Origin of the sequence: uncultured Ferrimonas sp. (genome assembly GCF_947489035.1) — a bacterium.
GTDB lineage: Bacteria > Pseudomonadota > Gammaproteobacteria > Enterobacterales > Shewanellaceae > Ferrimonas.
Genome location: NZ_CANLCI010000016.1, coordinates 65,203 through 88,724, shown reverse-complemented (window position 1 = coordinate 88,724; position 23,522 = coordinate 65,203). Strand labels below are relative to the sequence as shown.

At 56.4% G+C, this 23,522-nt stretch carries 21 protein-coding genes; 12 read left to right on the top strand and 9 right to left on the bottom strand.

Translation table 11 applies throughout. The features are described 5' to 3' along the window. The first annotated feature begins 126 nt into the window (after positions 1 to 126). Together Q0796_RS11340 and Q0796_RS11335 are read left to right on the top strand one after the other, a co-directional pair. Positions 127 to 1,089 carry a hypothetical protein gene (locus tag Q0796_RS11340; protein ID WP_298443122.1) on the top strand — a complete coding sequence of 321 codons (963 nt, stop codon included), beginning with the start codon at positions 127 to 129 and terminating at the stop codon, positions 1,087 to 1,089. Positions 1,090 to 1,480: 391 nt separating this feature from the next. Beyond that, on the top strand, positions 1,481 to 2,386 hold the full coding sequence (locus Q0796_RS11335) for a LysR family transcriptional regulator (protein ID WP_298443120.1): 906 nt from the start codon (positions 1,481 to 1,483) through the stop codon (positions 2,384 to 2,386). On the opposite strand, the gene Q0796_RS11330 is transcribed toward Q0796_RS11335, so the two are convergent. Together Q0796_RS11330 and Q0796_RS11325 are read right to left on the bottom strand one after the other, a co-directional pair. Further along, positions 2,364 to 2,909: a protein tyrosine phosphatase family protein gene (locus Q0796_RS11330; protein ID WP_298443118.1), complete on the bottom strand. Its 546-nt coding sequence runs from the start codon at positions 2,907 to 2,909 to the stop codon at positions 2,364 to 2,366. The genes Q0796_RS11335 and Q0796_RS11330 overlap by 23 nt on opposite strands. A gap of 124 nt (positions 2,910 to 3,033) precedes the next feature. Next, complete coding sequence (locus tag Q0796_RS11325) at positions 3,034 to 3,267, bottom strand: hypothetical protein (protein WP_298443115.1); 234 nt, start codon at positions 3,265 to 3,267, stop codon at positions 3,034 to 3,036. A gap of 16 nt (positions 3,268 to 3,283) precedes the next feature. Here Q0796_RS11325 and Q0796_RS11320 point away from each other — a divergent pair, with 16 nt between their 5' ends. After that, positions 3,284 to 4,219, top strand: coding sequence for an alpha-L-glutamate ligase (locus tag Q0796_RS11320; protein ID WP_298443113.1), 936 nt, complete (start codon positions 3,284 to 3,286; stop codon positions 4,217 to 4,219). 84 nt (positions 4,220 to 4,303) lie between these two features. Here Q0796_RS11320 and Q0796_RS11315 read toward each other — a convergent pair whose 3' ends face one another. After that, positions 4,304 to 4,804, bottom strand: coding sequence for a lactoylglutathione lyase family protein (locus tag Q0796_RS11315; protein ID WP_298443111.1), 501 nt, complete (start codon positions 4,802 to 4,804; stop codon positions 4,304 to 4,306). Positions 4,805 to 5,113: 309 nt separating this feature from the next. On the opposite strand from Q0796_RS11315, the gene Q0796_RS11310 reads away from it, so the two are divergent. The 4 genes from Q0796_RS11310 to Q0796_RS11295 all read left to right on the top strand — a co-directional run bounded on the left by Q0796_RS11310 (position 5,114) and on the right by Q0796_RS11295 (position 11,139). Next, positions 5,114 to 5,410 carry a hypothetical protein gene (locus tag Q0796_RS11310; protein ID WP_298443109.1) on the top strand — a complete coding sequence of 99 codons (297 nt, stop codon included), beginning with the start codon at positions 5,114 to 5,116 and terminating at the stop codon, positions 5,408 to 5,410. A gap of 79 nt (positions 5,411 to 5,489) precedes the next feature. Beyond that, entirely contained in the window at positions 5,490 to 6,734 is a 1,245-nt protein-coding gene (locus tag Q0796_RS11305; RefSeq protein ID WP_298443106.1) for a TolC family protein, read from the top strand. Positions 6,735 to 6,744: 10 nt separating this feature from the next. Beyond that, positions 6,745 to 8,007 carry an efflux RND transporter periplasmic adaptor subunit gene (locus Q0796_RS11300; protein WP_298443103.1) on the top strand — a complete coding sequence of 421 codons (1,263 nt, stop codon included), beginning with the start codon at positions 6,745 to 6,747 and terminating at the stop codon, positions 8,005 to 8,007. A gap of 9 nt (positions 8,008 to 8,016) precedes the next feature. Further along, complete coding sequence (locus Q0796_RS11295; RefSeq protein WP_298443101.1) at positions 8,017 to 11,139, top strand: CusA/CzcA family heavy metal efflux RND transporter; 3,123 nt, start codon at positions 8,017 to 8,019, stop codon at positions 11,137 to 11,139. Positions 11,140 to 11,222: 83 nt separating this feature from the next. On the opposite strand, the gene Q0796_RS11290 is transcribed toward Q0796_RS11295, so the two are convergent. The 3 genes from Q0796_RS11290 to Q0796_RS11280 all read right to left on the bottom strand — a co-directional run bounded on the left by Q0796_RS11290 (position 11,223) and on the right by Q0796_RS11280 (position 13,853). Beyond that, positions 11,223 to 11,873, bottom strand: coding sequence for a YitT family protein (locus Q0796_RS11290; RefSeq protein WP_298443099.1), 651 nt, complete (start codon positions 11,871 to 11,873; stop codon positions 11,223 to 11,225). Between the two features lie 203 nt (positions 11,874 to 12,076). Then, positions 12,077 to 12,730: a HEPN domain-containing protein gene (locus Q0796_RS11285; protein ID WP_298443097.1), complete on the bottom strand. Its 654-nt coding sequence runs from the start codon at positions 12,728 to 12,730 to the stop codon at positions 12,077 to 12,079. 241 nt (positions 12,731 to 12,971) lie between these two features. Continuing rightward, a complete protein-coding gene (locus tag Q0796_RS11280; RefSeq protein WP_298443094.1) occupies positions 12,972 to 13,853 on the bottom strand; it encodes a DMT family transporter in 882 nt (293 codons plus the stop codon). A 118-nt stretch (positions 13,854 to 13,971) separates the two neighbouring features. On the opposite strand from Q0796_RS11280, the gene Q0796_RS11275 reads away from it, so the two are divergent. Further along, positions 13,972 to 14,556 carry a TetR/AcrR family transcriptional regulator gene (locus Q0796_RS11275; RefSeq protein WP_298443092.1) on the top strand — a complete coding sequence of 195 codons (585 nt, stop codon included), beginning with the start codon at positions 13,972 to 13,974 and terminating at the stop codon, positions 14,554 to 14,556. Between the two features lie 43 nt (positions 14,557 to 14,599). On the opposite strand, the gene Q0796_RS11270 is transcribed toward Q0796_RS11275, so the two are convergent. Further along, complete coding sequence (locus Q0796_RS11270; RefSeq protein ID WP_298443089.1) at positions 14,600 to 14,995, bottom strand: NAD(P)H-dependent oxidoreductase; 396 nt, start codon at positions 14,993 to 14,995, stop codon at positions 14,600 to 14,602. 166 nt (positions 14,996 to 15,161) lie between these two features. Between Q0796_RS11270 and Q0796_RS11265 the strand changes: the two genes are divergently transcribed. Then, positions 15,162 to 15,563 carry a VOC family protein gene (locus tag Q0796_RS11265; protein WP_298443086.1) on the top strand — a complete coding sequence of 134 codons (402 nt, stop codon included), beginning with the start codon at positions 15,162 to 15,164 and terminating at the stop codon, positions 15,561 to 15,563. Between the two features lie 1,204 nt (positions 15,564 to 16,767). On the opposite strand, the gene Q0796_RS11260 is transcribed toward Q0796_RS11265, so the two are convergent. Together Q0796_RS11260 and gorA are read right to left on the bottom strand one after the other, a co-directional pair. Next, a complete protein-coding gene (locus Q0796_RS11260) occupies positions 16,768 to 17,319 on the bottom strand; it encodes a stationary phase growth adaptation protein (protein WP_298443084.1) in 552 nt (183 codons plus the stop codon). A gap of 176 nt (positions 17,320 to 17,495) precedes the next feature. Next, complete coding sequence (gorA, locus tag Q0796_RS11255; protein WP_298443081.1) at positions 17,496 to 18,851, bottom strand: glutathione-disulfide reductase; 1,356 nt, start codon at positions 18,849 to 18,851, stop codon at positions 17,496 to 17,498. 528 nt (positions 18,852 to 19,379) lie between these two features. On the opposite strand from gorA, the gene Q0796_RS11250 reads away from it, so the two are divergent. From Q0796_RS11250 to Q0796_RS11240, 3 genes are all read left to right on the top strand, one after another. After that, a complete protein-coding gene (locus Q0796_RS11250) occupies positions 19,380 to 20,081 on the top strand; it encodes a hypothetical protein (RefSeq protein WP_298443079.1) in 702 nt (233 codons plus the stop codon). Positions 20,082 to 20,247: 166 nt separating this feature from the next. After that, the gene (gene prlC, locus Q0796_RS11245; RefSeq protein WP_298443077.1) at positions 20,248 to 22,290 is read left to right on the top strand and encodes an oligopeptidase A; all 2,043 of its coding nucleotides are present in this window, start codon (positions 20,248 to 20,250) and stop codon (positions 22,288 to 22,290) included. 403 nt (positions 22,291 to 22,693) lie between these two features. Beyond that, positions 22,694 to 23,413: a TetR/AcrR family transcriptional regulator gene (locus Q0796_RS11240; protein WP_298443074.1), complete on the top strand. Its 720-nt coding sequence runs from the start codon at positions 22,694 to 22,696 to the stop codon at positions 23,411 to 23,413. Positions 23,414 to 23,522: the final 109 nt, after the last annotated feature.

The window sequence follows — 23,522 nt, the reverse complement described above, 5'->3', positions numbered from 1 at the left end:
CTACAGGTGAAATATACAAAATTTATTTCGTCATTATTGCTGTTTTTGCGATTTAAATTTCTTGGCGCTTCTCTACTATTTGTCTGTCTTTTATCCCCCTGTATTCAGCTTTATTTTGGAGCCCCCGTGGCCGCGCTAGCCCTATTTTTCAAACAACTGTTCATTGATGTCGGCCAAGTTTGCCGCAACCTGTTTCGGGTCATGATCCCGATCCTAATTCTGATCAAAATCGCCCAAGAATGCGGTGCGATTGAACTGCTGGCGCAGGCGTTATCACCGTTAATGGGCAGCATTGGTTTGCCCGGTGAAATGGGGTTGGTGTGGGCAACAACGCTGTTAACCAACATGTATGGCGGCATGGTGGTGCTGGTGTCGGCTGATGTGTCACTGAATGTGGCGCAGATGACCACCCTTTTTGTACTGAGCTTAGTGGCGCACGGCTTGCCGATTGAAGGGGCGATTGCACGCCAAGCGGGGATGAGCTGGGCGGCCATTTTAGTCAGCCGTTTGGGCGGCGGCTTGTTGTTGGCGTGGCTAACCATGCACTACTACCAGTTTACCGGCAGCGGCCAAGAAACCGCGCAGCTGTTGTGGCAGTCCACCCCCCCGCCGGCGGATCTGCTGGAGTGGGCCCAGCAGCAAATTGAAAACCTCGCGCTGATCGCGGTGATCATCTTTGGGTTGCTGCTGGCGCTGCGGATCCTCAACCTGCTGGGGATTGAAGCGCTGTTGACGAAGCTGCTGAGCCCGTTGCTGCAATTGATGGGGATTGGCAAACAAGCCACCAGTTTAGCGATGGTGGGGATCACCATTGGCTTGGCTTACGGCGGCGGTTTAATGGTGCAAGAAGCCAAGGCGGGGCGGATCTCGAAACAGGATCTGTTTTCAGCGGTGCTGCTGCTGAACCTGCTGCACGGAGTGATTGAAGACATGTTGCTGATGACCGTGACCGGCGGCGATCTGGTCTACCTATTTTGGGGACGACTGGTGTTTGCCATCGTGGTGACTGCGCTGATCAGCCATTCGTTGCGCTGGTTTAGTTTGGCGTTCCGTAACCGCTGGCTGTACCGCCAAGTAGAGGCGGCGTAGCGACAACCCTAAGCAACGGATGCAACTTGCACCGCAAACGGATGGCCTTGGCCATCCGTTTTGGTTTTATCGAAAAAAAATCTGGGCCGGTTGATGAGTAGCCCAGTGAGCGCCGCAGTGGATCTCGGCAAAAATCGGTTAACGCAGAGCGTGTTGTTCAAACCACGATGGGGTGGTTGGCGGCACTGGCGGTTGCATCGGCACGGTTTCGCTGTGCCACCAAAACAGTAATATCAGCGCCATCAGTACGCTCCTAGCGAGAAAGAGTGGCAAGGGTACGTGGCTTTTAACGTTCAATAAACTGGCTTGTTTGCAATTTAGAGTTGCAATATTTGCAACGATGTTGGGGTGAAAGGCGGTTATAGTCCCCCGCCTGATCTGAGGAGGGTTAATGAACGATAACGATCTGCGCGTGTTTCACCTGATCGCCGAAAGCGGCAGCTTGGTGCAGGCAGCCCAACGGCTTGAACGGCCTAAATCCCATTTAAGCCGTCGTCTACAGCAGTTAGAGCAACAGCTTGGGGTGGCGCTGTTTTATCGCCACGCTCGGCGGCTGAGTCTTACCCCAAACGGCAGTCGCTTTTATCAAAGCACCAAACCGATTGTGCAGCAGCTGCAACAGGCGGTTGAGGCGATCACCGCCGTACCGGATGAATTGGAAGGGCAGCTGCGTATTCAGTTGCTGCCGATGCCCGCCTCGGATCCGGTGCAAGAGCTGATTTTTGAGTTTGCTCAGCTGCACCCGAAAGTGAACATAGAGCTGCGCTGCAGTGCCACGCACGATGACATTGTCCAGCATCAAGTGGACGTGGCGTTTCAGATCAACGGCCCCAATCCGCTTGATGGTCGCTTTGTGGTGCGCCGCTTGTTGAGCGCCCAGCTGAGCTACTTTGCCTCGGCGGATTATCTGCGTCTGCATGGCCAGCCGCACACCATGGCCGAATTAGCTCAGCACCGTTTGGTGCGATTTAGGCTGCCCGATGGCACCGTCATGCGGAATGGGCCACTGGGGGAGTTGGCCCCCTCGTTGCTGCAAAACAGCACCTTATTGGTGAATACCCTAGAACTGCTGACGCAGGCGGTGCTGCACGGCCAAGGGATCGGGCTGTTGGATGAAAGCGCCTGTCAGGAGATGATTGAATCCGGCCGCGTGGTGCGCCTGTTTGCCGACACACCACCGTTTTTAGGTGCCTACGATCTGGTTTATCCCAGCCGCAACCACCTGTCGGTTGTGGCACAGGCGTTCGTTGATTTTATGCTCAAGCAAAAAGCCCTTACTCCGTCCGTGTACGGATAAAATCGATAAACTCGCGCCACTGCGGGTACTGCTGATAACGCTGCTGCAGATCCCCCCAAGGGGCCAAGATGCTGAGATCGTCTACGCCCTGTTGCTGCAGCTGGTACAGATAAACAAAAGCCGAAGCGCGAAAGTTCGCCTGACAGTGCACCAAGATGGTGCTGTCTTGGTGTTGCTGCATCAACGCGGCAAAGGCGTCGTAATTGGCGGCGCTGGGGGCTTGCCAATCCACATCAATCTGGTGGTACTTCAGCCCCGCCGCGTGCGCCAGTTCGGCTTCGTTGTTTAAGGCGTTGGGGTTGTCTGTGGGGATCAAATTGATGATCACCGTTACCCCAGCCTCGGCGAGTTGGGTAAATTGCGCTGGCATCGGCAAGCCGCTGCTGAGCAGGTGAGGGTTGTGTACTTGCAGGGCTTTGATCGCGGGTAACTTGCTGTTGTTTAGCGTTGCCCCCGCGCTGGCGCTAAGCAGCAACAGCAGCGCCACTAAGGCGGCCGTTATGGTTGAGTTGATGGTGGTCATGCCGCGTTCCTTGCTGTGGGTTCGCGCTCTAAGCTACTGCGCTAACGCGCCGTTGCCAAACTTAGGTGACGGGTTATCATCGGCCATCGTTCCTAAGATTGAATACAAACAAGATGAAAACGCATTACTGGGTGGCTGTCGGTGCCCTGGCTTGGGTGTTGCTGTTGTGGTGGGCAGGGTGGCCGCAACTGGCGCTGGCCAGTGCTATTGGGGCGGCTTTTTTGGTTAAGGTGATGGCAGCACGGCGCCCCAGTGGCGATTGTTGTGGTGGCAGCTGCAAAAAGTAACGGCGCCAGTCAATCGAGTTTCTCGTTTGGGCAAAGCCAAGGTGGCTGTGCTGTAATCGACGCTTCGACACCACAGGAAGTACCGCGATGAAACCAATTTACGTGATGCACGAAAACCCAGAATGGGTTGTGCCGCTGCATCAAGCCTTTGCTGAACTGGGCGTAAACGCCAACGAATGGTTTGTGGATACCGGTGCCGTTGCACTGGATCAAGTGCCAGCGGATGCGGTGTATTACAACCGCATGAGCGCCTCGTCCCACACTCGGGGCCACCGCTTTGCCCCAGAACTGACCCGCATGGCGCTGACGTGGTTAGAGCAACACCATCGCACCGTGGTCAATGGCACTGATGCGCTCTATTTGGAAGTGTGCAAAGTTTCGCAGTACGCCGCCTTAGAACGCGCTGGCATCCGTACCCCGAAAACTCGGGCAGTGGTGGGCGAAGCAAACCTAGTGGCTGCCGCCCAAGACTTTGATCAATGGCCGCTGATCCTAAAACCGAACCGGGGTGGCAAAGGCTTAGGGGTGCATAAGTTCGATACCTTGGCCGCGCTGGCCGCGCACCTTGGCAGCAACAGCGACGAACAGCCGCTGGATGGGATCTGGTTGTTGCAGCAGTACATTGAAGCGGCAGAGCCGTTCATTACCCGTTGCGAATACGTTGGCGGCGAATTTATCTACGCGGTCGATGTTTCCACCGAGCAAGGCTTCGAGCTGTGTCCGGCAGACGTGTGCAGCATTGGCGATAGCTTCTGCCCCGTGGGCGAGCAGCCGCAGAACAAATTCCGCATCAATCATGGTTTTGCCGCCGAGCCGATCATCAAAAAACACCTGCAGTTTTTGGCCGATAGCGGCATTGATGTGGCGGGCATCGAGGTGATCCGCGCCAAAGATGGCACCCTTTACAGCTACGACGTTAACACCAACACCAACTACAACAGCCAAGCGGAAAGTGAAGGCGGCGTTGCGTTAACGGGGATGATGGCGATCGCCAAGCACCTAACTCAGTTAGCGCAGCAATAACGGCACCGGCTCCCCCGCAGCATGCAACCGCAACGGCACCCCAAGGGGGGGGCCGTTTTGATTGGGATTGAGGCCCGCGGGGGGTTAATAAGCGCCGCTCGAGTAGGTTAACTCGTAGCTGTGGGAGTAGATCTCAACGATGTTGCCGAAGGGATCTTCCATGTACACCATGCGGTACGGCTTTTCGCCCGGATAGTAATAGCGGATCGGCATGCGCTGCTTGCCACCGGCGGCGAGGATCTTCTCGACTAAGCCTTCAACGTCGGGATCTTGCACCGAAAAGTGAAACACACCGGTTTTCCAAAACTCGAAGTTATCCGCTGGGTTTTCGGCATTGGGAAACTCGAACAGCTCGATGCCAATCTTATCGCCGGTGGCCAAATGGGCGATTTTAAAGCTGCCCCAGCCTGGGCCGAACACGTCATTACACATCACCCCAATGGCGCTGTCGTCTTCGGTTACCGTGGCCGGTGCCATGATCTCGTACCAGCCCATGACTTCGGTGTAAAACGTCACGGCGGCGGCGAGATCCGGCACCGAAATGCCAATGTGTGAAAAAGTACGAGGAAACGATTTGTTGTGCATGATGTAAGCTCCAGTGCGTTGATGGAGCCAGTGTAGGGCGGGCCAATTATCTTTTGAAATTATCAGGTGTTGTTAATTTGATAATAAATATTAATGGTGTTTCCAACACGCAGGCCGTCACCATGCCTCGTTAATTCACGCTTAACCCCAAGCCCCGCTCTCAAACCCGAGCCCGTTCACCGTCGTTACATGGTGCGATAACGGTGACGTTGCTCACGTATTGACGGCAAACTGTTGGCTGCGTATGGTGCGAATGTTAACAACTTGGGTGGGTAAAAAAGAACAGTGCGGCAATGGATTGCGGTTTTGATGTTGGTGATAGTGGGTCAGCTTGGCAGTGCCAGTTTGGATCGCCACGGCGACGCTGTGGCCAACGCCGACCAAGTTCATGCCAGTAACGTGATCCATCTGGATCAACCCAACAGCGCCGATCCCCACGCCAATGACGTTGAGCTGTGCGCCCAGTGCGGCTGCCACCATGCTGTGTATACCGTGTTGACGGCATTTCGCAGCGCCATCGCGGTGCCAACCTTAATGCACCCAGCCGTGGCCTTAGTCTACAGCCCACCCAATTTACCCCAGCTGTCTCCCCCTCCTACAGCCTGATCCTGCTGTTGCCGTTGTGGCTGCGTGCAGTCACTGCCGTCTTTCTGCGCCTTTCGTGGCGTGATCCAGGATCAAAATTATGAAAACCCGTTTTAAAGCGGTGGCTTGGGCGTTAAGCGTTGGCTTAACACTGCCTGTGGCTGCCGCGCCTCTTCCGCCCGAGCCGAATGCCGTCGAGCCGGTACCCAGCTGGCCGCAATTGGTGTTGGCGCAGCTGCAACAGTTGCCGCAACTGCAAAGCGCCGCTGCGGCTTTGCAGCAGCAACAGTTCGCCGTAAACCGTGCCAGCCAAGCGCTGTACAACCCTGAACTGGCTGCTGAAGTGGAAAACATGGGCGGCGATGGCGCCGCCGAGTACCAGCTTGGGATCAGCCAAACCATTGATTGGGCTGACAAGCGCGGCCTGCAAACGCGGCTGGCGCAGCTGCAAGCACAACAGGCGCAGGCCAGCCATCAGTTGCAGCGCAATCAACTGTTGCTGCAACTGCTCAACCATTACAGCCAATGGGCTTTGGCGCAGCAGCAAGACAACTGGCATGCCCAGCAGCAACAGCAATTCGCGCTTCTGGTGCAGCAGACCCGCCAAAAAGTGCAGGTTGGCGACGTCGCTCCGCTGGATCTGCAGCTGCTGCAGCTAGAGCAAGCGCGGCTGTTGGCTCAGCGCAGTCACAGCCAACAAGCGTTGTTGCAGCAGCAAGGGCAGTTGCAAGCCTTGGGCAGCAGCTTATGGCAGCTGCCAATCCAACTGGATGAGATTTCGCTGCCAAGCGGGCCGACCGCCATATCACCACGGTTGCCTGCGTTGCAGCCCGCCTACAAAGCGGTGCAGATCGCCCGTGCTGAAATGGCACTAACCCAAGGTCAGCAGCAGTGGGATCCCACCGTGTCGATAGGGGTCAAACACAGCGGCAACGAGCAAAGCCTCAATCTGGGGATCAGCGTGCCGCTGGCGCTGCGAAATCGCGGCCAAGCAGAGCTGCAACAAGCGCAGCAACAGTTGCTGCTGGCCGAGCTGCAACTGAGCGAGCACCAGCAGCGGCTGAGTATCGAGTTAGAGAGTTTAACCGCCCAGTGGCAGCTGCTGTCCAGCAACTACGGCCAGTGGCAACAGCTGGCGCTGCAGCCGCTGGCCAGCAGCCAAGCGTTGCTGCAAAAGCAATGGCGCAGCGGCGAACTGACCACCCCCAATTTTGTGCAAGCGCAGCAACAGTTGCTGGCCACCCACAGTGCCGGAGCACAGCTGCAAACCCAGCGGCAACAGGCGGCGTTAGCGTTGCTGGCGGCTCGGGGCGAGCTGGAAACTTGGCTGCAGCATCGGCGTTAAAGGAATCACCATGAAGACTCAAAGTAATCGCATTACCGCGGCGCTGCTGGCAACGCTGCTACTGACTTGCAGCCCCGCCGGGCTGACGCAATCCGGCAGCGCCGCTTCACTGGAGCCGCACCACCAACAGGGATCTGAGCAAGCGCATGATCACAGCAACAAGGTGCATTTCGCTGCTGACGAGCATGACGAGCATGACGAGCATGACGAGCACGATGAACACGGTGAGCCGTCAGCCGCAGCGGATCACGCCGAAGACGCGGTGGTAGAGCTGACCGCGATCCAGCAACGGCTCGCTAACGTTAGCTTGGCAGCCGCGCAGCACAGCGAGTTTCGTTTTCAAGGACGGGCGGCGGCACAGCTGGTGGCCGATCCGGCCAAAACGGTGCAGATCGCGTTGCCTATCAGCGCCCGAGTGATCGCCCGTTACAGCAACGCCGGTGCCAGCGTGCAGGCGGGGCAGCCGCTGTTTCGCTTAGCGTCCAGTGAGTTGGCGCAAGCGCAGGGCGCGTACTTGCTGGCGCTGGCGGAATGGCAACGGGTGCAGCAGTTAGGCAGCCAAGCGATCAGCGCCAGCCGCTTTGGCCAAGCGCGGATTGATGTGCAAACTCGGCAGTTAGAGCTGATCGCCATCGGCATGACCGACGCACAGATTCAGGCGCTAACCAAGCCCGACACCCCCTTAGGGGAGTTCACCTACTTAGCGCCGATCGCAGGCACGGTGCAGCGCGACGATCTGGTGTTGGGGCTGAATCTGGCTGCCCACGCACCGCTGCTGCAATTAAGCGATGAATCGGGGCTGTGGGTGGAAGCGCAGGTGCCCGCCACCTTGCTGAGCGCCATTGCCCTCGGCGATATCGCAGTGGTGGAAGTGGCCGGGCGCCGCTACAACGCGCAGGTGATTGGGCGCGACCATCAAATGAACCAACAAACCCGCACCGAGTCGGTGCGATTGCGGTTAGACAACCCCAACCACCAACTGCACGTTGGCGAATTTGCCAGCGCCTACTTTACCCAAACGGCGTTAACCGGCGTGGTGCTGCCCGACAGTGCGCTGGTGCGCACCCCCGATGGCGATTGGGGCGTGTACCTGCTGGTGGGCAGCGACGCCGATGGCCAGCAATTTAAGCAACAACGGGTGCAGGTGTTGCAGCGGCAGCAAGGGCAAAACCTGATCGCCGGCATTGCCGAACACAGCCAAGTGGTGATCCACGGCGCCTTCTTTATCGCTTCGCAACAAGCCAAAGCGGGCTTTAGCGCCCACAACCATTAGGAGCCAATCATGTTAGCCAGATTAACAACCTGGGCAGTTGAGCAGCGCCTGATCGTGATGCTGCTGTTGCTTGGGGCTGTCGCCGCCGTGGCCTTTACCCTGCCCAAACTGGATTTTGATGCCTTTCCCGATGTCACCAACATTCAGGTCGACATTAACACCGCCGCCGCTGGCTTAGCGGCCGAAGAGGTGGAACAACTGATCACCTACCCGCTGGAAGCCGCAATGTACGCGCTGCCTGGGGTAACTCAGGTGCGCTCGTTATCGCGCACCGGCTTTTCGATGGTAACGGTGGTGTTTGCCGAAGGCACCGACATCTACTTTGCGCGCCAGTTGGTGCAAGCCAAGCTGCAAGAAGCGCGAGACGCAATCCCCGCTGGCGTTGGCACCCCAGAGATGGGGCCCAATACCTCGGGCCTAGGGCAGATCTACCAATACCTGCTGCGCGCCGAGGCTGGCAGCGGCTACAGCAGCATGGATCTGCGTAGCCTCAACGACACCCTGGTAAAGCGGATGCTGATGCCGGTGGATGGGATCACCGCAGTGCTCTCGTTTGGGGGCGAAGTACGGCAATACCAAGTGCGCGTTGATCCCGACAAACTGCTGGCGTTTGCACTGACCCTCGACGATTTACGCCAAACCCTTGCGGCCAACAACCGCAACACCGGCGGCTGGTTTATGCCCCGGGGTGAAGAGCAATTTGTGGTGCGTGGCTACGGCTTTATTCCCGCAGGGGACGCGGGCTTGGCCGCCATTGCCGCGTTGCCGCTAACCAGCGTGAATGGCACCCCAATTTTGGTGGGGGATGTGGCCGAGGTAGGCTTTGGGGCCCAGATCCGCGTTGGGGCGCTCACCATGACCCGCCGCAACCCCAACGGCCAAGCCGAAGCCTTAGGCGAGGTGGTGTCTGGGGTGGTGCTGAAACGGATTGGCGCCAACACCAAAGCCACCATCGACGACATTAACGCTCGGCTGCCGCAGATCCGCGCCGCGCTACCGGCGGGGGTACTGTTAGAGCCCTACTACGACAACGCCGATCTGGTGGCCAAAGCGGTCACCACGGTGCGCGATGCGCTGGCCATCGCCTTTGTGTTGATTGTGGTTATCTTGGCGTTGTTCTTAGTGAACTTACGGGCAACCCTGCTGGTATTGGTGTCGATCCCCATCGCCATCGGTTTGGCCTTGGCGCTCATGGCGATGTTGGGCATCTCGGCCAACTTAATGTCGTTGGGGGGCTTGGCCGTTGCCATCGGCATGTTGGTGGATGGGTCGGTTGTGATGGTGGAACACATCGTTAAGCATCTGGGCAAAGGCGCCAGCACCGTTACCGTGCGTCAGCGGCTCGTGGCTGCGGCGCGTGAAGTGGCGCGCCCCGTGTTTTTCGCCACCGCCATTATCATGGTGGTGTTTGCGCCGCTGTTCACCTTAGAAGGGGTGGAAGGCAAGCTGTTTCAGCCAATGGCGATCAGCATTTTGCTGGCGATGATGGCCGCCTTAGTAACGGCGCTGGTGGTGGTGCCGGCGCTGGCGGCTTACCTGTTTCCACGGCGGCTCACTCTGCGGCCGAGCCCGCTACTGGTGCCGCTGGAACGTGCCTATCGGCATACTCTGGCGTGGGTGATCAACAAACCGACCCCAATGCTTAGCGCGGCGGCGGGGTTGCTGCTGGCGACCTTGGCGGTGGTGCCGCAACTGGGCACCGAATTTGTGCCAGAACTGGAAGAGGGCACCATCAACATACGGGTAACCTTGGCCCCCACCGCCAATCTTAATACCGCCTTGCAGGTGGCCCCCAAGCTCGAAGCGTTGCTGCTGCAATTTCCCGAGGTTGAATACGCCGTCAGTCGCATTGGCGCTGCCGAGATCGGCGGCGATCCCGAACCGATATCCAACATCGAAATCTACGTGGGCTTGCAGCCCGTCGATCAGTGGCAATCGGCACCGGATCGGTTTGCGCTGCAAGCGTTGATGGCGCAAAAGCTGCAACAGCACCCCGGTTTGCTGTTTAACTTTTCCCAGCCCATCGCCACGCGGGTTGATGAACTGCTTTCGGGGGTGCGGGCGCAGCTGGCGATTAAACTGTTTGGCCCAGATCTGACCGTTTTGGCCAGCAAAGGCCGAGAACTCGAAGCACTGGTGCAGCAGGTTGATGGCGCCACCGATGTGGCACTGGAGCAGATCGCCGGTGAGCTGCAATTGGTGGTGCGACCAAACCGCGATGCCTTAGCGCGTTACGGCATGACGGTTGATCAGGTGCTGCAATTGGTGGCCGATGGGGTCGGCGGCGTTAGCGCCGGACAGGTGATAGAGGGCAACGCCCGTTACGACATTCAGGTGCGTTATCAAGCGCGTTTTCGTGGCGATCCCGATGCCTTGGCCAACCTTACGTTACGCAGCCCCGCAGGCGCTTTAGTGCGTCTTGGTGATGTCGCGCAACTGGCCATGGAAACCGCGCCGCCCAACATTCGCCGTGATGACGTGCAGCGGCGGGTGGTGATCCAAGCCAATGTCGTGGGGCGCGACATGGGCTCGGTGGTGGCCGACATTTACGCCAGCATCCACGCCAATGCACAGCTGCCCGCCGGCTATGTGGTGCAAGTGGGCGGCCAATACGAAAGCCAGCAACGGGCGCAGCAGCGCTTGGCGCTGGTGGTGCCGGTGTCGGTGGTGCTGATCGCACTGCTGCTGTTTTTCTCGTTTGGCTCGGTTGGGCAAGCGTTGTTGATCATGGCTAACGTGCCCTTGGCGCTGATCGGCGGAGTGTTCAGCCTATGGCTGAGTGGCACCTACTTATCGGTGCCCTCGTCGATTGGGTTTATCACCCTGTTTGGCGTTGCGGTACTGAACGGCGTGGTGTTGGTGGATGCCATCAACCAGCGGCTGGCGGCGGGGGAGCCCTTAGAGTTGGCGGTGTTTGAAGGGGCAATTAGCCGCTTGCGCCCAGTACTGATGACCGCGCTTACCTCGGCCTTAGGCTTGATCCCAGTGATCCTCGCCACCGGGGTTGGCTCGGAAGTGCAACGGCCATTGGCGATGGTGATCATCGGCGGCTTGGTGAGCTCAACCGCGCTCACTCTGCTGGTGTTGCCTACCTTATACCGCCGCTGCTTTGGCGGCCGCGCGCTTGGCTAACGCGCTGATCAGATGAAGCAACAACCCAAAAGCCAGAGCAATTGCTCTGGCTTTTTTGGGTTTGTGCTGTAACCGCGAAGGGATCAGGACGACGCCAATTGCGGCTGGGCGATGTAGCGGCCGGGCTTATGGTTTAGCCCCACCACCAGATTCATCAACACCACACACAAGGTGGATGCCAGCAGGGTTTCAACGCTGAACAACAGCGCCGTGGCCAGCAAAATCGCCAGATCTAAGCCCATCATCAGGTAACCGGCGCGAATGCCAAAGCGTTGCTGGCAGTAGATCGCCAACACATTAAAGCCACCGGCACTGGCACCGTGGCGAAACAGCACCAACAGCCCTAAGCCACACAGCACCCCGCCCATGGCACCGGCCATCATCGGCGTTAACCCCGAGATGGCGATGTTCAGCTGCATCAGCTCGGCCAGATAAGAGATGGCGCCCACGCACAGCACGCTTTGCAAGGTGAAGCGCTTGCTCATGCGGAACCACGACATCACGTAGAAAGGGGCGCTTAATCCGAAAAACAGCAAGCCAAAGCTGATGTCGCTTAACTGGCTGATCAACAGCCCCAAACCCGCGATGCCACCCACTTGTACGCCCGCTTGTTTCAGCAGCACCAGTGCTAACGACAGCACCACCACGCCAATGCTTAACGAGAACAGATCTTCATGGATCGGATGGAATGCTTTCACCGTTTGCGGCCTCTTACCCGGATAATTTGCCGCCATAGTAGTGATCCACACACCAAGTACAATTGCTCTAATCAGAGCGTTCGTCGGTGTTGTGGCCATTTGATTAACTTAAGTGTTGTTGGCTTGCTGCTTGGTTGCGTCAGCGACCTTCGGGGTTAGCTGTTGCTGGTGTTTTGTGCTGTATTGAGCACTGTGGTTGGCGCTGCACTATTGATGGATAAGCGCCATCAATAGTGGGCTTAGGCTGGCACCAATGGGTAGATGGCATCGCCCCACAGCGCGTTGTGGTTATCCATCATCAGTTCGATGATCAGCGGCACCAACTGCGTCAAAACCGCAGTGCAATCCGCTAACTGGGCACGATTGGCGCTGCTGCCGTAGGTGGCACCGCCGTGGATCATTTGATTTCGCAGGGTGTAAAGCCGTTGAAACACAATCGCAAGCACCTTGGCGGTGTCGTTACTGGCAAGGGCACGGTTGGCGGCGGCTTTGGCACTGTTCAGGGCGCATTTCCACTGCGGCTCATCAATCTCACCGCGTTGAAACTGCCAGTATTCCGGCAAGATAAATTGGTTATCCAAGATGCAGCGAATGGCGCTGGCGTAATGCTGCCACACCACGTCGGCAAGGCGGTGGTGATCGTCCAGATCCACCAGCTTTTGCAGAAATTGCTGATACAAATTGCGCTCCGCCAAGCGGTGATCTTGCTCCTGCTCTTGTGCGTAGGCGCTGTTAAAGGCGATCCACAAAAACAGAAAGCGGGCATCGTCATCGCGACTTTGCTCCGCTTGCTCTAGCCAACTCAACGCTCGGTGTACCCTTAGCCCGATGGAATCATGGTAGTGATGCCGTTCCTGCCGCTGGCGGGCTTTCAGGCGTTGAAATGGACTCATTGGACTCTCCTTGGTTGGGGGTTAACAACACCAGAATTGGCCAAGAAAGTACAGTCGAAGCCGTTGCTTCGTTATTTCAAATCAAAACGATTGCGTTGTTGAAGCAGCAACAAAGGCATGAGCGCCAATAACACTGCCACTGCCAAGCCCTGATGACTGTGCAGTGGGGCAGTGCTCAATGCGCTGATACGGCGTTTCAATCTGGCCGATAAACGGCAAAGTGGGTTGCATGGGCAGGCTCCTATTGGGCTTGGTTGCTGGCTTTGGTGTACCAAATCAGAGTGAGTAATATGATGGCACCGCCAAGAAAGCTGCTGTTGGCGGGCACTTCGCCAAAGAAGCCAAAGGCCCACAGCGGCGCGAATACGGTTTCGACGATCAGGATCATCCCCACTTCTGGTGCGGTAATGTAACGGGTGGCAACCTGAGATAAAACGCGACCAAAAGGCGCACTGAATAGCCCCATCGCGGCCATCACCAACCAGGTGTGCAGCGAGTAGCTGGCGGGCTCAGCAAAGATCAACATCACCAGCGCCAGCAGGGCGCCACCTAAGCCCACGCTGGCCATGCGGCTGATCTCAGGAAACTTACGCATCAAGGTTTGCAGCAACGATATGCAAGTAACCGCCACCAGTGCCAACAGATCCCCCAGCCAATAACCGCTTTGGTACGCGCCGGAAACCACAATGCCGATGCCAATCATCACTGCGCCTATCGCCACCCACGTTTGCCGTGACGTAACTTCCCGCAACAGCAACCAGCTGAACAGCGCCGCAATGGCAGGGGAAGCACTTAAGATCACAAAGGTGTTGGCCACGGAAGTCAGCTTGATGCTAAGCACCAACGACGAGGCGCTGCCAAGCATCAACAGCCCCGACAGCAGCAGCGGCAAGCCACCGTGGCGCAGCGCCCCAAGCAGCCCGTTGGGATCTTGGCGTTGCACAAACCACGCCATTGATAGTGCCGTAAACAGGCCAAACAGGAAGGCGGTATCAACGCCACTGACGCCAGAAAAACGAATAAAGATGGGATCGAAACTCATCAGAACCGCCCCTAAAAAGGCGATGGCGATGCCGGTAGTACGGGGGCTGGCGCCCCATTTGGTGGTCAAACTTGGGTTCATGATAAGTACCCCCTCAAAAAATCATACTTGGTAGTATGATTGATCTCGATTGCCAGCTTGTCAACAAAGTCATACTATTGGGTGTGATTATTATCTGGAGCATTGAGGGAAAGCATTGATGAGTAAAATGGAGCAGAAGCGGGCAGAAAAGCGCCACGCCATTCTAACTGCCGCAGAACACACGTTTTTGTCTCAGGGCTATCTGTCGGCAAGCATGGATGCGATCGCCCGCTTAGCGGCGGTAACCAAACAAACGGTGTACCGCTATTACCCCTCGAAGCTGGCACTGTTTGCCGCCACCTTGGCAAAAATGGGCGAAAGCGAAGAGTTCAGCTTCCTTGTGCACCTAGAGGAGCCCGACAACCAAGCCGCGTTGCTGGGGTTTGCGCGCCACTTCATCCGCGCCCACCTAAGCAACGAACATCTGGCAACGTACCGCTTGCTGGTGGCCGAGCACGGCAAGGCGCCAGAGCTTATCGCCAGCTTTAACGAACAGGGCAATGATGAAGTGGGGCAGCAGTTAACGGCCTTTTTTGACCAACGCTTGCGGCTGGCGGACGCCAATATGATGGTGGATCTGTTCTGCGGCATGCTGTTAGCGCCGCGCTCGCAAGTGTTGATTGGCATGCCAGTGCCCAGCGCCGCCGTGCTAGAGCAACTGGCTCAAAGCGCCACTGCGTTGATCATGGCGCAAGTCCGTTAAACTGGCGGTGGGGTAACCCACGCCATGCGGCCCAGTTTGCGGCTTAGCTTAACTCAGCAAAGCGTTGATGCAGCTTATCCAGCCAGCGCTGGCGCTGAGTGGGTGAAGTGGATTTGACCGAACTTAAATTGATCCACTTACGCTGTTTAATGCCAATTTTCCAGAAGGTGCCCATCAGCAGCGCCTTGCTAATGGCGTTACCAAACAGCAGCCGATACGCCAACGAAGGGGTATTCATGGTGGTGATCAGCGTTACCCCCTTCAGCTTGTCTAAGGTGCTGAACATGCGGCTGCCCTTATCGTGGTAGCGATAGGCGATGCCGGGGAAGATCAGCTTATCAATAAAGCCCTTGGTCAGTGCTGGCATCAGCTCCCACCAGATCGGGAAGATAAACACAATGTGATCCGCCTGCTCCAGCCGCTGCTTGTACTGCAACACCTGTGGATCAAGCCGCTGCTGTCAGAGCTGCTCGGTGCTTTGCATCGGATCCACCTCAGTGTGTGTTAATGCCAGTGGTTATTGCGCCAGTGTGGCTCTTGCCGCAAGATGTCGTGCCCGTGGCCGCCGCGTTAACATCGCACCACGTTTATTGAGGAACCCAATCATGACCAAGCCCATTCAACAGCAGATCGGCTGCCTTGCCTTGGTGGTTGAAAACTACGATGACGCCATCGAATTTTACACCCAAAAATTGCGATTTGAGCTGGTGGAAGACACCGACCTAGGCGGCGGCAAACGCTGGGTGCAGATCGCCCCGCCCAACGCCATTGGCACCAATCTGTTATTGGCGCAAGCCAGCAACAGCCAGCAGCACGCCGCCATTGGCAATCAAACCGGCGGCCGCGTGTTTCTGTTTCTGCACACCAACGACTTTTGGCGCGATTACCAGCAGATGCAAGCCAACGGGGTGATCTTCAATGAAGCCCCACGGGAGGAAACGTACGGCACCGTGGTCGTGTTCCAAGACTTATACGGCAACAAGTGGGATCTGCTGCAGCGTCATTAAGGCGGCTGGCCTGATAACGGCGGCCACACCGACAGCGGTTTATCGTAGCTCGGTATTTATCCTGACGGTCGGCCGCAGGGGGGGATTGGCGGTGATTGCACTGGGGCTATGTCGCGGTGGCGACGGCACACTAGCTCGTAGAAAAAAGGGGGGGGGATTCTCCCTTTGGAATCCCACAGCCTTAGCACAGCGTTACTTTCGCTCCTTGCACTGCGCCATTCGGCCCTGCATCCATGGCTTAGCGATGCATTCGCAACATCCTGTTGCTCTACCTCATTGTGCAGCACACCGCTCCACGCTGTGAATGCGGCGAAGAGCGCAGGGTTGGTGTAGACCGCTGTTGATATGGTGGCTGTCCTGTTAAGCACTGGGGCTATGTAGCGGTGGCGACGGCACCCAAAGGGATTCTCCCTTTGGAATCCCACTGCCTTAGCACAGCGTTACTTTCGCTCCTTGTACTGCGCCATTCGGCACTGCATCGATGCGCCATCCATGGCTTAGCGATGCATTCGCAACATCCTGTTGCTCTACCTCATTGTGCAGTACACCGCTCAACGCTGTGAATGCGGCGAAGAGCGCAGGGTTGGTGTAGACCGCTGTTGATAAGGTGGCTGTCCAGTTAAGCAGGCGTCCTGACGGTCGGCCGCAGGGGGTATTGGCGGTGATTGCACTGGGGTAATGTCGCGGTGGCGACGGCACACTAGCTCGTAGAAAAAGGGGGGGATGCTCCCTTTGGAATCCCACAGCCTTAGCACAGCGTTACTTTCGCTTCTGTACTGCGCCATTCGACCCTGCATCGATGCGCCATCCATGGCTTAGCGATGCATTCGCAACATCCTGTTGCTCTACCTCATTGTGCAGCACACCGCTCCACGCTGTGAATGTGGCGAAAGGGCGCAGGGTTGGTGTAGACCGCTGTTGATAAGGTAGCTGTCCTGTAAGCAACCGTAGCTGCTGAGAATTGGCTTAAAACTGTGACCGGCATTTGTTGACCACTACAACACATGGGTTGACATGTTTAGGCACGTCAACCCATAATGAAGCCAGCTAGAGGAGTTATCTTTAGCAGGATGCAGCAGACTGGCTCAGCCAGACATCCCGTTACCCATGTGGTCGAGGCCAAGCCCGGTAAAGACGTTCTGAATACCAGAAAGCTAAGCTTTCTGGCGAAGCCCGCTTAAGCGGGCTTTGTTACATCTGGAGCCTACCTAGGTGGCCGAGGCATGGGACGATTCCGTAACAGGTTCCACGCTATTGTGAAAAACTTCACTCTCTTCCCATTGGGCCGATCAGTCAGCGGGTACGCACTGACCACATGTAGCCGCAGCTTTTTTCGTTCCTTGAAGACCTTAAATGGCACGAAGTAATACAGCTTTTTATTATCCTCAGTAACGACCTCAGCTGTCGCATAGCCACCATGTCCGGCATGCTGAACAATACTTCCCTCCGCTCCGAGATTTTCGATGATTGCACGCAAGTATTGCCTTGCGAGCACATGCCTGCGGTAGCAGAACGGCCGAGACTCCTTCGGTGCGTGATAAATCAGGTCGGCGCGCTCTTGCTCTGTCAGCTCAGGATAATCCTTAGCAAAAACATGGCATGAGTAGGTGACATAGAACTCATACGTGATCGGATCTTTACCAGGTTCATTGTGAACATAGGTGACTCGATGAGCATTGGCGTAGGACAGGTCTACCGACTCTCCACCATTCGCCGGTTTGAACGGCTTCCAGTGCATTACCTCGTCCAATTTCACTGTTTTTTAAATCTCCCTACGATTGACAGACGATGATAGCAGCGGCCTTTGGGAACCCAAAGATCAGTTCTGCGCTATTACATATGCTACATAAGCCTTCGCTAGTGTGCTAGCCACAAGCCCCCAGATCAAAAAAGCCCGCATTCAGCGGGCTTTTTTCGTTAACGAACCACCCATTAGCGCATGGTCACAAACTCTTCGGCGCTGGTTGGGTGCAGTGCCACGGTGGCGTCAAAGTCGGCTTTGGTGGCGCCCATTTTGATGGCGACGGCGAAGCCTTGCAGGATCTCGTCCATGCCGAGGCCGATGCCGTGCAGGCCAACCACTTTTTGCTCTGGGCCTGCGCACACCAGCTTCATTTGGGTTTGCTGGCGGTGGGCGGTAACGGCGGTGTACATGGCGGCAAAGCCAGAGGTGTAAACGGTGATGTTGTCGTCGCCGTATTGCTCGCGGGCTTGGGGCTCGGTTAAGCCGATGGTGCCGATGGTAGGGTGGCTAAACACCACGGTTGGCACCAGCGAGTAATCCATCTTGGCGTTCGGTTGGCCGCCGAACAGGCGTTCGGACAGGGCGCGACCGGCTTTTACTGCTACTGGGGTCAGCTCGATGCCGCCTTCCATGATGTCGCCCACGGTGTAGATCCCGCTGACGTTGGTGTTTTGGTATTCATCCACAGGGATAAAGCCACGGCTGTTGACCTGTACGCCAGCGGCGTCGATGTTGATGCCGTCGGTGGCGGGTTCACGGCCAATGGCCCAGATCAGGCAATCCACTTCTACGGATTTGCCGTTTTCTAACTGCAAGGTCAGGCTGCCATCGGCGTTTTTCACCACGGATTCTGGGGTGGATTGGGTGTGCAGGGTTGGCCCCTCTTGCGCCATCAGCTCCACTAAGGTGTCGACAATCAGCGGATCGAAGCTACGCAGTGGCGCGTGTTTGCGCACCAGCAGGTGGGTTTCGCTGCCCAGCGAATGCAGTACGCCCGCCAGTTCCACCGCGATGTAACCGGCGCCCACGACTGCCACGCGCTTGGGTTGTTCGGTTAGGGCAAAGAAGCCGTTGGAATCGATGCCGTGCTCGGCGCCGGGGATGTTCGGAATGGTTGGGCGGCCGCCGGTGGCAATTAGGATGTTGGGCGCGCTGTAGTGCTGGCCATTCACTTCCACGGTGTTTTTATCCACAAACTTGCCGTAACCCCGCGCCAAGGTAACGCCGTTGGCGTCGAGGCCACGGTTGTAACCGCCATGAATACGTTCGATGTAGGCTTCGCGGGATTCAACCAGTTTGCTCCAGTTGAACTGTTTCAGCTCAACGTCAAAGCCGTAATCTTTGCTGTAGAGGTTGATCGCTTCTGCAACCTGCGCCCCAAACCACATCACTTTCTTTGGCACACAGCCAACGTTAACGCAGGTGCCACCAAGGTGTTGCGCTTCGATCAGCAGTACCTTGGCGCCGCGCATGGCGGCACGGTTGGCAGAGGCGATGCCGCCTGAACCTGCGCCTAATACGATGTAGTCAAACTGTTGTGCCATGACGGATTCCTTCAATGTGGTTGGGCAATAGCGTTGGCTAAGTTGTAACCCTAATTGGGGGTTGGCTCAAACGAAAACAAGGGATTGAGGTAATCGGATCGCAATTAAGGTGGCGTTATCTGTGGCCGTGGCTTGCGGTTGTGGCCATGGATTGGTGGCCTTTCACTTTAAAAGTAGGCGCGATCAGCCGCCACGGTTGCGGTGCGATGTTGTTGCATGCAGTCCATTGGCAATGGGTAATGTTGCTCTCGCGCTGCGGGCGTTATTTTCATCGTCGCTGTTGTTATTTACGCCAAGCGGCACGGGCAATAATCGCAGTCACAACCGCATGTTTGGCTGTTTTTGGGAAAGATGCTGCACAGATGTTGCAACTGGCGCCGCAAATGTGAGCACTTGTGTGGTTTTGTTCACAGAGATAGTGCGAATTAACAGCGATCAACCTTGAACTGAGACGTAGCTCACAGCCTGAGTTTGGCTGATAACGATAATGACTCGCATTACAAATACATCAATAAATTGTGGGTAGTGATGATGAAGAAATTGGCATTAGTAGCAGTGGCGGTAATGGCCAGCGCAGGCGTTCAAGCGGCTGACATCGAAGGTTACGTAAGTTACGACAACAACCACACCGGTGAAGGTCGTACTAGCTTAGATGGCGCAGGCATTACGTGGGCTGGTGTTGCCGCAGGTTTTGAAAACGGCGTTGCGGTTGCGGTTGATTACGGCTACTCCGACGAGAAAGCCGATTACGACGAGCTGGCCATCACTGTTGAGTACGGTTTCAACGCGGGCGATTTCGCGATGGCCGCCGCTTACACCCGTTTAGAGATGTTTGAAGACAACGAAGACGACAACGAATTCGCTTTCGGTGTGGCTTACGAAGGGTGCGATCTGTTGGTGCCGTCTTTGGATGCGGTTTACAGCACCGAAGCCGAAGGCAGCTTTGTTGAGCTGGGCCTGACTGCCCCTTACCAGATCAACGAACAACTGGCGCTGGAAGCCTTCGTGGTTGCTGGTTTTGACTTTGGTTACGCCACCGAAGACAACGACGGTTACAACCACACCAGCGTGGGCGCTGCCGCCAGCTACGCCATTAACGATAACCTGGCCTTTAATCTGGGTTACGCCTACCACATTGCGGGCAGCGACATCGACAAAGAGATGGAAGCTGAAGGCTTAAGCGCTGACAACGAATCCGTTGTTACCGTGGGGTTGTCTTTCGCCCTGTAATGCCAAACGCGTCAGTTTTGGTTAAAGCCGCTGCCTTTGCAGCGGCTTTTGTCGTTTTAGGCCACAGTTACGCGTAAATGCTCGGCTGAGGTGGTTGAAGTTACGCCACTTCGCCCCCAAGTTAGGCGTTACTATCCTGCTTATTTTGTTGTGCAAAGGAGCTCACATGCCAAACCCTCTGCTGGATCTGCAAGCCCTACCGGAATTTTCTAAAATTCGCGCTGAACACATTCAGCCAGCGGTGGAAGCCGCGCTGCAACACTGCCGCGAGACCGTTGAGCAAACGATGGCAGCGGGCGGCCCGTGGCACTGGGATAACCTTGTTGCCCCATTGGATGAAGCCGAGGATCGACTGTCGCGTTTATGGAGCCCCGTAGGCCACATGAATTCGGTAGTGAGCACCGACGAATGGCGAACCGCCCACGATGCTTGTTTGCCGATGTTGTCGGAATACAGCACTTGGCTGGGGCAGCACAAAGGGCTGTACCAAGCCTATAAAGAGCTGGCCGCCAGTGACGGCTTTGCCGAATTGACCAGCGCACAGCAAAAAGTGATCACCAATTCTTTGCGTGATTTTGAACTGTCGGGCATCGGCTTAGACGACGACAAACAGCAGCGTTACGGCGAAATCGTCAGCCGCCTGTCGGATCTGTCCAGCCAGTATTCCAACAACGTGTTGGACGCCACCAATGCGTGGACCAAACAGCTCGACGACGCCAGCGCGTTGCAGGGGCTGCCCGAATACGCCATTGCCGCCGCCAAGCAGGCCGCCGAGTTGCGTGAGCAATCCGGTTACCTGTTAACGCTGGAGTTCCCATCGTACCTTGCGGTAATGACCTACGCCGACGACGCGCAGCTGCGCCGCGAAGCCTACACCGCCTTTACTACCCGCGCGTCGGATCAAGGCCCTAATGCCGGTGAGTTTGATAACAGCGCGCTGATGACCGAAACCCTTGCTCTGCGCCACGAATTAGCGCAGCTGTTGGGCTTTGCCAGCTACGCCGATAAGTCGCTGGCCACCAAGATGGCGCAAACGCCGGATCAAGTGATCACCTTCTTGAACGAGCTGGCGCTGGCGTCCAAAGCCCAAGGCGAGCAAGAGTTTAAAACCTTGGCCAAATACGCCGCCGATACGCACGGCCATCAAGATCTGCAACCGTGGGACGTGACCTACTTTGCCGAGAAACAAAAGCAGGATCTGTATGACATCTCGGATGAAGCGTTAAAGCCGTACTTCCCTGAAGACAAGGTGCTGTCTGGCCTGTTCTACACCGTCGAGCGTCTGTTCGGGGTGAAGGTTGCCGAGCGCAGCGAATTTGATAAGTGGCACGACGACGTGCGCTTCTTCGACATTTTAGAAGCCGATGGCAGCGTGCGCGGCAGCTTCTACTTAGACATGTACGCCCGTCAGCATAAGCGCGGTGGCGCCTGGATGGACGATTGCCAAGGCCGCCGTTTCACCTTGGCGGGCCAGCTGCAAAAGCCGGTGGCGTACTTAACCTGTAACTTCACCGCGCCCGTGGGCGATCAGCCTGCGCTGTTTACCCACGACGAAGTGGTTACCCTGTTCCACGAATTTGGCCACGGCATCCACCACATGCTGACCCGAGTCGATGCCAGTGGCGTGGCGGGGATCAACGGCGTGCCGTGGGATGCGGTAGAACTGCCAAGCCAATTCTTAGAAAACTGGTGTTGGGAAGAAGAGGCGCTGGCGCAGATCTCCGGCCACTTCGAAAGCGGCGAGCCACTGCCAAAAGCGATGCTGGATAAGATGCTGGCGGCCAAAAACTACCAAAGCGCGATGATGATGCTGCGTCAGTTGGAGTTCTCGCTGTTTGATTTCCGCATGCACTTGGAATACCAAAGCGACACCAGCGATTGGGTGCAAACCATTTTGGATCAGGTGCGCGGCCAAGTGGCGGTGGTGCCGGTGGTGGAATTCAACCGCTTCCAGCATGGTTTTAGCCACATCTTTGCTGGCGGTTACGCCGCCGGTTACTACAGCTACAAGTGGGCGGAAGTGTTGTCTGCCGACGCATTTAGCCGCTTTGAAGAGGAAGGGATCTTCTCGGCGCAAGCGGGGGCGGATTTTGCCCAACACGTGCTAGAGCGTGGTGGCAGCGACGAACCGATGAACCTGTTTGTGGCGTTCCGTGGCCGCGAGCCAAGCACCGAAGCGCTGCTGCGCCACTGCGGCATCGCCCGCTAAAGTCTTACAGAACTTCTAGCCTTAACCTGTTTATTTAGCCCTCGCCTTGTGCGAGGGCTTTTTATTTCATCCCGCTAAATAAATCGGTTTATCTTAATTTTTATGCTGGCTGAAAACGAACTGATGAAATAAAAAACTAATGAATAAAATTCAATTGTTATCGTAATGAAGCGCAGTTGAGTAATAAATATAAACAATCCGCCTAGTTAATAAAAAAAACAAATAATGCAATAACCAAAAATGAGCCGATTCGATCAACATGTTGTTATCAAAAGAAAAATGAGCGTGTTGTGTGATCCGTGCCTCAGTCTGCTGGAGCTGAATTTGATTTGATCATAATCAGCAGCAATAACGGTGCGTTAATCGCGTGGTTATTGATTAATTGATTAACGGAGTTTGCATCATGAACAAATCGGAACTGTTCAAATCAAGAGAACGGCGTATTTTGGCCGCGGCACTGAGCACCGCCCGCAGTAAAGGTGCACTGGACTTTCGCATGGCGGATGTTGCTCGCGTAGCGGAATGTTCAGTTGGCACCCTGTATGGCCACTTCCTGTCGAAAGAAGACATGATGGCGGCACTGGTGCAGCTGGCCGTACAACGCCGCAGCGATTGGTTTGAATTAGTACAGCAGATGCCAATCAGCACCGCTGAAAAGTTCATGGTGTTGCTGCTGTCCGATCGTCGTCGCTTGGTGCAAGACGACGTGTTAGCGCAGTTAGAGATGCTGGTTAGCCACACCGAGCTGTGGTGCCGTGCTGCTGATCAGCGTCAGGTGGTGTTGCGTCAAACCACGCACGAGCTGTCGCTGGTCTTAAAAGCCGTACTGCAACAGGCGGTGGACAGTGGCACAGCCAGCCTCGACAGCGTTGCCATTGAACGCATGGCCGAAACCGGCCGCGCCCTGATGTTGGGGGTGCAGTTGCAAGCGTCGCGACAAACCCTAAGCCCAGTAAAACTGCTGCAAGATGAAACCATCATGATGGATGCGCTGTCGGCGCTGTTGGTGCAAGCGGGGATCGCGGCACCGCAGGGCAACTGGCACGAACGCTGTTTTGAAGTGCTGAGCCAAAACCAGCAACAGCTGGAAGGGCTGACCTTAGGTGACGTTGCTGCCGCTTAACTTGCCGCTTCAGCCTGCCCCCGCACAAGAGCCGACAATGTCGGCTCTTGTCGTTTTTGGCGCTACCTTTATACTGCCCGCAAATCTGTGTCGCCATCATCGAGCCAAC